This is a genomic window from Microcystis sp. M079S1 (genome assembly GCF_020246425.1).
Lineage (GTDB): Bacteria > Cyanobacteriota > Cyanobacteriia > Cyanobacteriales > Microcystaceae > Microcystis > Microcystis aeruginosa.
This window is the reverse complement of record NZ_JADBSZ010000170.1, coordinates 24,970-34,299: the sequence shown is the minus strand read 5'-3', so window position 1 is coordinate 34,299 and position 9,330 is coordinate 24,970. Positions and strand designations below refer to the sequence as shown.

Below are 9,330 nucleotides of genomic sequence, written 5' to 3'. Positions count from 1 at the left end.
CGATTTTGAGGTAGTCAGTTACCTAAAATTCAGGGAAAAAGTCCCTGAATTTTACCCGCGATCACTCCAATGGTCAGCACTTTTTGAGGGGAAAAAAGTCTAAAAACCTTATCCAACAATGTTTTTAGATTTATTCCAGCAAACCCTAAGTAGAGGCGATAAAATTCCATGTTCCAGGAGGGTTTTTTCGGCTGGTGGCAGTAAGCAATCAAACCAGAGAGGAGATTAAGGCAAAAATTAACAGAGCTACCGTGGCGGGAATGTTCAACGGAAGTTTCCCTTTGACAAAAAGCGACAACCTCTGCTGTGGCAGAATCTGTATGGGGGAACTTCCGCTAAAAACAGACAAATTTAACGGAGTTCGCGGTTCGGCATCACGCTTCGATCGAGCGGCTGTTAATAGCCTTGAACTCAATCAACCACCACAACCACCACAACCACCACAACCGCCATCACTGCCGCCATCACTGCCGCCACTGCCGCCATCACTGCCGCCGCCACTGCCGCCATCACTGCCGCTACTGCCGCCACTGCCGCCATCACTGCCGCTACTAGCAACGGCTGTGGGAGTCAGCATTTGATACAGGTCTGCTAAAGCAGTATCGGCCATCAGAACTGTTGCTCCAAAAAACGCGACCGCAAGTACAAGTTCAGAATCGCTGCTATTGGCTGTTTTTAAAGGTTGTAAGCGATTTCTTAAATCCTTAAAAATGATCTCTCCATAACGGCTGCGCTGTGGTTTGACAAAAAACCTTGCTCCCAAAACTAGAAGCCCAAATATACAGATGAGAAGTAAACCAACTGGCTTATCGCGAGAAATTCCCACAGCCATTTTGCACAAGCCTATTCCTAGAAGAATAACCACAATCAATGATGGATAAATTTGGGCTTTGAATGCTTGGGCATCGCTCAGAAATAAACCAAGTTGTTCTAGGCGGGCACGAATGCTATCTTTCATTCCTGTAGACTTCCGGAAAACCTGTTCAATTGCCCCATCAGTGGCCAAAATATCTTGTGCAACCGCCTTTTCTACAGGATCGGCAATAGCATCGATCTTTCCTGTCACCACCAGTTTGCTTTGTGTTCTTCCAAATGGTGATTTTTCTTTTAATACCTCCACATAGCCTTGTTTTACCAAACTGGTGATTGCGGCCATAATCAGGCGATGATTGCCCCCCGCCAAGAAAGCTATCTCGTAAGTATTTAAATCAGGTTGCTGCTTTGTATTAGTGCTAACTAGGCACAGGGAAAAACGTAGCCAGGCTGCCAAAGCGATTCCCATCACTACTAGGGAAATATAGAAGGTTAAAAATTCCGGACCTGTAAAATTCATTGGGTTAGGAATTTGGGAGATTATCTGACAGCCAGTTATCATCAGTGAAAGGAAGGCTAAAAAGGTAAAGATGCCTATTTTTCGCAGTTGTGGTTTGACGGAGACTGTGAAATTAGGTTTTGACAAAACCCAGCTTTGTTGAGTATTGATCCGGATAAAATGCAAATCTCGCCCGAATCGGTCTTTGGGTTTAGGCCAAATATCTATTGGAGGAATATGTCCAAAAAACTGTTCGTAACTTTCTAGCGTCTTGCTATACCAACTGCCAAATTTTAATTGCTCGGATGAACCCCCACGAGTCGGCTCGTGATGTAATGTGGTTTGCAAAATTTTGGGACAGAACTCTTGCCAGTACAATCGCGTATAGGTCAGATGTAAATGCCAAACTTGATCGATTTGGTCGGATGGCGTGACCGGATGTCCTGCTGCAACGGCTAGAAATATAAACTTTTTGTATTCCTCGATCGCTCTCTGAGTATAGCCTAAGGACCAGCCGTTATCTTTTGCTAATCGTTGGCTGAAAGATAATTGACTATCTGGCCGATCCAAGGCAAATGCCTGAATTCTTTTGTATAGCTCTATCTGTTGAAAGTTCATCGTCCCTAATGGGCTATCCATAAACTGGGCCTCCCGAAAAAAACTGTTTCTAGTCGTTTATTTAGGCCGAAGAGGCTTAACTATGCGTGAAGTTTAAATTTCTTTACAAAAAGCTGGATGCTAACTATCCCTCTTTCAACTGGGCAATAAGTCTCGGAAACCGAAAAGAAAGTTGAGGAAACTGACAGAACCGGTTAGGTGAGGATAAAATACCAGTGGTCGCTTTAATATCACCTGAATAGTCGGTTTTTTGTGTCTTTCCCGAGACTATCGGCTGCTACCACTGGTTTGCTGTTGTTTGTTGTTGTAATCCGAGGAAATATAGTTCTTGCGTTCCCAAGCGCCTGAACTGCATTTGTCTCTCTAGTAACAATTGTAACAGACAATACCCATTTTGTGTAAAAAAAAGTAAACAATTTGGTAAAAAATTATTTTTTGCGGTAATCTTCAACCCTCTGAGGACAGCCCCAGATTACCGTTTCCTGTTTGTAAACCACCATACCGGGCTTGGCGCCCTTGGGTTTATAGACGTATTTGGGACGGGTATAGACGACGGGAACCTGTTCACTATGGCGAGCGCGGCTATAATAAGCGGCGTAATCGGCGGCAAATTGCAGATCGGCGGCTTCTGGAACTGTACCGGGGGTTAAACGGAGTAAAACGTGACTACCAGCGATTTCTTGACTATGAAACCAGATATCGTAATCGCTGGCGCTACGAAAAGTTAGCCGATCATTTTGACGGTTATTTCTGCCAATCCATAATTCTACTCCAGAGGGAGTAGTAAAGCGCATGGGTTCAGATTCTTTATTATTCGTCCGATTACGCTGGTAATTGCTTTCTAGATACTTTTGTTGGATTAATTCTTCTTGTATCTCGTCTAATGCCTGTAAATCTTCGCTGCTGCTATAATTTTCTAGTTGACTTAAACTCGATCGCACTTGTTCGAGATAATTAATTTCACTGACCACTTCCTCTAATAAAGGTTCCACCGCTAACCGCGCCCTTTTTAATTTCTGATGTTGTTTATAAAAATATTGGGCATTCTGCACGGGATTTCTTTCGGGATCGAGAGGAATAATTACAGGTGTTCCTGTCTGGAAATCAGCCAAACTAATGCTAGTCATTCCCTGCTGTATTTGCTGCAGATTGGCCATTAATAAATCCCCTTGCTCTTTATAGCGATCAGCATGAGCAGATTCTGCTAGTCTTGTTTGAAATCCTGCGGCTTTGGTTTGCAGTTTAGTCAGTAAAGAGATGACTTTTTGATTTAATTTTTGCTGTAGTTGTCGAAAGCTTTCTTGATTAATTTGGTCGCTATAATAACGGTTTAATAATTCTTGGACATTTTTAGCCGCTGCCAGTATATCCCCACCGATAACTGTATAACCTTCTCTTGTCCATCCCGGTTGAAAGGTTTTGTTTTCAAGGATTTTTAACCATTCTTGCCAGGCCGAAAAGAGCTTTTCCCAATCAGTATTATCTAACTGATCCGTGTTTAATTTTGGGTTAATTTTGGCTTTTTGTAACAGCGATCGAGCGATGACCGGACTAACCCCACGATAGGTACTAACTAACTGTTTTTCGATAGTTTTAGGGATTAAACTAACTCTGGCTTGCCAACTGCTCAAGGATTCTTCTAAACTGGGATTTGTTGCCAATAAAACGGGGGGTAGTTGATAGATTTGTCCCGTTTGTACGGTGCGAACACTGGACTGGGTGGCATTGACTTGATGGGCAACGGTGACAATTTGATTGTCAGCCGCAGTTAAAATAACATTGCTATATTTGCCCATAATTTCTATATACAAATGCCCCAGGGCCGGATCATCGGGACGTTGGGCAAATTGCAGATCGATCACTCTTTCCCACGGGGCAACAAATGCTAATTTTGTCAGCGCCAAACCATTGAGTTGATGACGCAATTGATCGCTAAAAGTGAAGGTATCAGGGACTTTCGGCGGCGGATCACCAATATGCAGCCGCGCTCCTTGGGGATGCCAAGAAATAATTAACCATCCCTTGCGATCGAAGGTTCGTAAATAGAGGGCGATCGTTTGGCGATCAATTTGATACACTTGTTCTAGTCTCGCCGGCAGCCAAGTGGCGGCAATTTCGGCACAAGTGGCGCTGAGGGTGGTAAAGTCTAGGGATTGCATTTTCAGGATTCAGGAGATATTCTCGATGCCAAAGTTGGCACCGCCAAGCATGAAAATATCATAGCTTCCCACTAAGGCTAAGACAAAAAAGTTGTTTCCTCAATTAAAAACGGATTTGGTGTCAGAATCTATCGATGGAGGTAAGCTAAACGGCTTTTACTTCGGATCACCGATATAGACTCCAAAAGGGTTATAGCTGTTGGATCATGCAGGTTAAGCGCCGTTTAGCTTATCCCAGTCTTAGTGGGACTTAAAAGCTGAGGAAGGAAAAACTATGCCAGTAGTCTATGAGAATGGCACTGGTCTAACCGACAAAACTGGCCATAGCCCCTTTTCTGAGTTTTGTCTGGATGGGTATTAGCAACCGCGCAAGCGTCCATCTTCCATGTGAACAATGCGATCGGCAATATCTAAAATCCGATTATCGTGGGTGACGAGTACAATAGTACGGCTCTGTTCTTTGGCTAAACGTTGCATCAAATTCACCACGTCTCGTCCCGTTTTACTATCGAGGGCGGCCGTTGGTTCATCGGCTAAAACTAATGGGGGATTACCGGCCAAAGCTCGCGCAATCGCTACCCTTTGTTTTTGTCCCCCAGATAAGCTATCTGGATAATAGTCGATCCGATGTCCTAAGCCGACTTCTTCTAATATCAAAGCGGCGCGTTCTTCCGTTTCCCGCCCGCCGAGATTTTCCTGAAGCTCGATCGACATTTGTACATTCTGTCTTGCGGTTAGAAAGGGTAACAAATTATGGGCTTGAAAAATATAACCAATTTGACGGCGGGTTTGGACTAATTGTTCTTCACTAGCCCCCCGTAATTCTTTTTCAAAATGCTGTAAGCTTCCTTCTTGAACAGAGCGTAGGCCACCGATTAAGGATAGTAAGGTTGTTTTTCCGGAACCAGAGGGGCCAGTTAAAATAACGATCTCTCCCTCTTTGATTTTTAAGTTGATCTGAAACAGAACTTGTTTTTTCAGCGTTCCTTGACCGAAATAGTGATTGAGGTTTTGAATATCAATAATGTCCATAGACAGCCTCTTTCCTTGAGATGAGGTGTGGATATCTGTTTCTTTCTTCTAAAAAATATCGGCTGGATCGGCATCTTGCAATTTTTTAACAGCAGTGGCTCCTGAAACGAAGGCCATGACTAAGGTTAAGATAAAGACAAAAACCGCTCGATCAAGCGACATATTGACAGGTAATAAGGTGGCATTTTTAGTAAACTCATATTGAATATTAGCGATCAAAAAACCTGGAATATATCCGAGAACAGCAATTAAAAAAGCCTGTTGTAAAACCATTGATAAGAGATAGCTATGACGATAGCCCATCGCTTTTAGGGTGGCGTATTCTGAAAGATGTTCCGAAACATTTGTATAGAGAATTTGATAAACTACCACCACACCAACAATAATTCCTAGAGCAACTCCCAGGTTAAAAATAAACCCGATCGCCGTGCTAGTTTGCCAATATTTTTTTTCAAAGTTAACAAATTCGCTTTTCGACAAAACTCGAACATCTTTTGGCAAGTATTTTCTGAGTTTTTCTAGGGTTTTTTGAATATCTTGATCTGGTTTTAGTTTAATCAAACCCACATCAATAAAGCCTTTTTTGCGATTATCAAAAATTCGTAAAAAATTTATATGGCTAGTCACTAAATTTCCATCGGAGCCAAAGGAAGTCCCAAACTGAAATAAACCCACCACATTAACCTTGCGATTTCCGTTGGGATTTCCCAACTCTGTGCTTACGCTTCCATCCCTGCGAAAATCTTGGGCAATTGTCCCGAATTCACTACGAGAACCCTGATCAAATAATACCGTATTAGGCATTTTTAATTTCTCGATATTTTCGGTAATTCCAGGCAAATTGAGTACGGGGTGTCTCAGATTAATACCAAGGACAAAAATATTACGCCAATAATTACGAGTATTAGGATTTTTCCATTGAGCAAAATCGAGATAAATCGGGCTAACGTAATCGACTTCATCAAAAGCAAGTGATTGTAAAAGTCGTCGTTCTGGGAAACTTTTCATCGCAATTAAGGCAGTCGAGCGAGGACTGATTAAAAAAATATCTCCTTGTAAACTTTGATGGAAACGAACGGCACTATCGAAGAGAGCATCGCGAATCCCCAACTGCATAAAAATAATCACCACGGAAAAAATTACGCCTGAAAGAGCCACCAGTAGACGAACTTTTTGATGCTTTAGCTGTAGCCAAGCCGTGGCTAACTTAGTGCCTCGTTTCTGGAATAATTTTCGCTTATTCACTTGGTTTCTCCTTGATTTTGGGCATTGCTATCCTCAATTACCACCGTCACTTCCAAATTGCTTAAGCCAGATACTTGGGCGCTCGATTCGGGGGTAAGGCGAATTTTCACTTCCACTACCCTGGCATCGGCATCGGCTACCGGATCAGTACCAAGAACATTTTGCCGGCCCACTTGTAAACCAATTTCGCTAACAACTCCCGTTAATTCTCCGGCTAAACCATCACTCCGAATCGTAGCGGTTTGTCCGACGCGCACCCGTTGAATGTCTGTTTCGTAAACTTCTGCGCGAACATACATTTCCCCAGTTTCACCTAAATCAACAATCCCCTCATTGCCGACAACTTCTCCGGGCCAGGTACGAATTTTCAGAATTTGACCGCTTTTTGGTGCTTTTACATAGGCTAGGTTTAATTCGGCTCGGGCCCGTTTTACCAAGGCTTGATCAGATATTAATTGGGCTTCGGCAACTTGGACATCGACAGGACGAACTTCGGCGACCGCTTCTAAAGCCGCTTGATTGGCTTTGATCTCTTGAGCAAGGGTGGTTCGGGTGCGATCAAGATTGGCTTTGGCCTCCTGAATACGTTGCTTCATGGTGCGCTCAATTCGATTCAGATTCGCTTCCGCTTCTTGTAAACTTTTAGCTATGGTTTCGGCTTGTAGACAAAAGCGGTCCCGTTCTTGCTCCGGTACAGCCCCATCTAGGTACAGGGTTTGATAACGGCGGCAATCCGTTTGTGCGTTGATTAATTCGGCCCGAATTCGTTCGATAGTTGCCTTTCGGGCCGAGGTTTCCCCTTGTAACTCCGCTTCTAAACTGGCAATGGTCGCCTGTTGGGTAGCAATCTGTCCCCTTAATTCCGCTCGTGTTTTTTGGAAACGAGCATCTTGTGCGGCCACATCTCCCTGTTTTGCCCCCGCTTTAACTTGCGCTAAACGGGCCTCGGATATTTTCCTCTGGGCTTCGGCTTGGGTTAAAGCGGCTTGAAGGCGCTCATGGTTGTCTAAAATTGCGATAATTTGACCATTTTTCAGATGATCTCCTTGTTTTACTAGGAGTTGGGCTACCCTCGTTCCCTCCATGAAAGCAGGGGCCGAGATTTTAATCACTTCTCCCTTGGGTTCGAGATAGCCTCTGGCGGAGATAGCAGTGGGACTAATCTTCGATGGGGAATAAATCGCCGCCGGAGCGGGGCTATTCCCTCGAAAACGTAAGAGAAAATAGGTAGCACTCGAACCAGTTAATATAGCAACTGTAATGACAGTAACACTTGTTATCCAGCCTCTAGGTTTCACAAAAAATGCAGATTTAACCATTGTTTAGTTGATTCTAACCAAAAAATAAGGGCAAAACAGGAAACTACCGAGACTGTACAAAGGCCGACGGGGAGGGAGTTAGGGATTTTTTCGGATCATTCGACCGATGAAAGCAAGGGCAGAAACGAAGAATATAGCCCCACCGGTAGCTGGTTCGGGGGTGGACTGTAAGCTCGATTGAGCAACGGCGGCGATTGCTCTTTGTCCGGCGGTCGAGGGATGGAGTTGATCCCAAAAAAAGTAACTATCGGGATCACTACAAACACTCACAACCGGATTAGTGACTAGACAGGGTTCTGTTAGGTTACTAAACCCAAAACGAGCGGGATTGGCTTGTAATTGGTTGAAACTATCCCAGAAATCTAGAGTCATAATTTTCACCTGGGATCCAAAGGTTGTTTGCAAATGGTTGATTCGAGTAAATAGCAGGTCTCGATGCTCTGTGGTGAAGTGATTGAGAGCCGCTTCTCGTCCGGTCCCTTGCACAAGAGGCACTTTTCCTAAATCGAAAAGATTACTGACCATGATTTGGCTGGCCCCCATGCCAACAAGAGCGCGAATAGAAATTTCTAGATTGTTCACCGCCTCTACTGGCTCAGTGATGCCGCCAAACAGATAATCATTAGCTCCGGCAGCGATGATATATAATCCCCGAGGATCGGCGACCGTTACGCTATTAAGATATTGATTGACTTGCGTGAGGACTCCTGGCCAACTTGGATTAATCGTGTTCAGCGTCCCTGTATTCGCTCCGCCAAAAGCAAAATTGGTGGCGGCATTAACCGTTAATCCCAGAGATTGGGCTAGATATTCCACCCAAACCGGGCCATTGGTAAAACGTCCCTCGGCATACAGGGGAGCCGGTGGAAATGCTCCACCAGTAGCCTGATACACTCGACCTATATCTACGTTGCTGTCACCAAAAACATAGATTTCATCAATGTTAAAGCTACTCGCTTGAACCGAAGATTGTATTACTCCTGCACAGAGTAAGGAAAGAGAACCAATCCCAAAAGCTTGAAAGGTTATTGTTCGGAGAGGATGTGTCCTCAACCAATATTCAGGAAAAATAAGCGAGACAGATAACCTTTTACTTGTGGACATATCTTGAGGTTTTCGGAAATAAATAAAAACACATTTTCTGAGAAATGCTATTAAAATTGAGCAAAACAATTCCCTAAGAAGTTATTTCCTCTGGCAATTGACAAAAAGTTACCACGATCTGACAAGAAGGAATTCCATTGGCTAAAAATAGATAAAGACAAGCTCGTTCGGATGGTTTTTTTGACCAGCAATAAACCGGGATACCTTGTTGATTAGATGCGGGTTGCTCTGAAGCGTAAATATCGAGAAATAGGGGAGTTTTTCTTTTTTGGTCTGAATTGAGAGGACAAAGAGCAGCAGCGAGGATAAAAATAGAGCCAATTTCACTTAAGCGTCTTTGCTCTAACGAAACTAGATTGCCAGACTGTAGAGATGCTAATTCTTTTTCGGTCAGATTTAGCCCTAACGATTTGACCCCTTGATGAATTTCTTCATAGGTAAACATGACTTTTTCCGAGTAATTCTTAAGAGCAAGAATGGAGAGTTGTCAGGAAAGAAATAGGTGGCTATTAATCATATTACTTGATCATCCTAGCCGCAC

At 43.6% G+C, this 9,330-nt stretch carries 7 protein-coding genes and 1 pseudogene; all 8 read right to left on the bottom strand.

Annotated features, from left to right (window positions below; all coding sequences use genetic code 11):
- Nucleotides 1-164: 164 nt before the first annotated feature.
- Nucleotides 165-275, bottom strand: a pseudogene (locus tag IM456_RS11110) (IS982 family transposase); the annotation flags it as partial.
- Nucleotides 276-415: 140 nt separating this feature from the next.
- Nucleotides 416-1,951, bottom strand: coding sequence for a TIGR04222 domain-containing membrane protein (locus IM456_RS11105; protein WP_287694425.1), 1,536 nt, complete (start codon nucleotides 1,949-1,951; stop codon nucleotides 416-418).
- A 407-nt stretch (nucleotides 1,952-2,358) separates the two neighbouring features.
- Nucleotides 2,359-4,089, bottom strand: coding sequence for an Rqc2 family fibronectin-binding protein (locus IM456_RS11100; RefSeq protein ID WP_287694427.1), 1,731 nt, complete (start codon nucleotides 4,087-4,089; stop codon nucleotides 2,359-2,361).
- Nucleotides 4,090-4,446: 357 nt separating this feature from the next.
- On the bottom strand, nucleotides 4,447-5,121 hold the full coding sequence (locus IM456_RS11095) for a DevA family ABC transporter ATP-binding protein (protein ID WP_287694429.1): 675 nt from the start codon (nucleotides 5,119-5,121) through the stop codon (nucleotides 4,447-4,449).
- A 48-nt stretch (nucleotides 5,122-5,169) separates the two neighbouring features.
- Nucleotides 5,170-6,366: an ABC transporter permease DevC gene (devC, locus tag IM456_RS11090; RefSeq protein ID WP_287694431.1), complete on the bottom strand. Its 1,197-nt coding sequence runs from the start codon at nucleotides 6,364-6,366 to the stop codon at nucleotides 5,170-5,172.
- Nucleotides 6,363-7,685 (bottom strand): ABC exporter membrane fusion protein, encoded by a 1,323-nt coding sequence (locus tag IM456_RS11085; protein ID WP_287694433.1) that lies wholly within the window; start codon nucleotides 7,683-7,685, stop codon nucleotides 6,363-6,365. The genes devC and IM456_RS11085 overlap by 4 nt, the downstream gene beginning before the upstream one ends.
- A 78-nt stretch (nucleotides 7,686-7,763) precedes the next feature.
- Nucleotides 7,764-8,789 carry an SGNH/GDSL hydrolase family protein gene (locus IM456_RS11080; protein WP_287694435.1) on the bottom strand — a complete coding sequence of 342 codons (1,026 nt, stop codon included), beginning with the start codon at nucleotides 8,787-8,789 and terminating at the stop codon, nucleotides 7,764-7,766.
- A gap of 73 nt (nucleotides 8,790-8,862) precedes the next feature.
- The gene (locus IM456_RS11075) at nucleotides 8,863-9,234 is read right to left on the bottom strand and encodes a hypothetical protein (protein ID WP_002753524.1); all 372 of its coding nucleotides are present in this window, start codon (nucleotides 9,232-9,234) and stop codon (nucleotides 8,863-8,865) included.
- Between the last annotated feature and the right edge of the window lie 96 nt (nucleotides 9,235-9,330).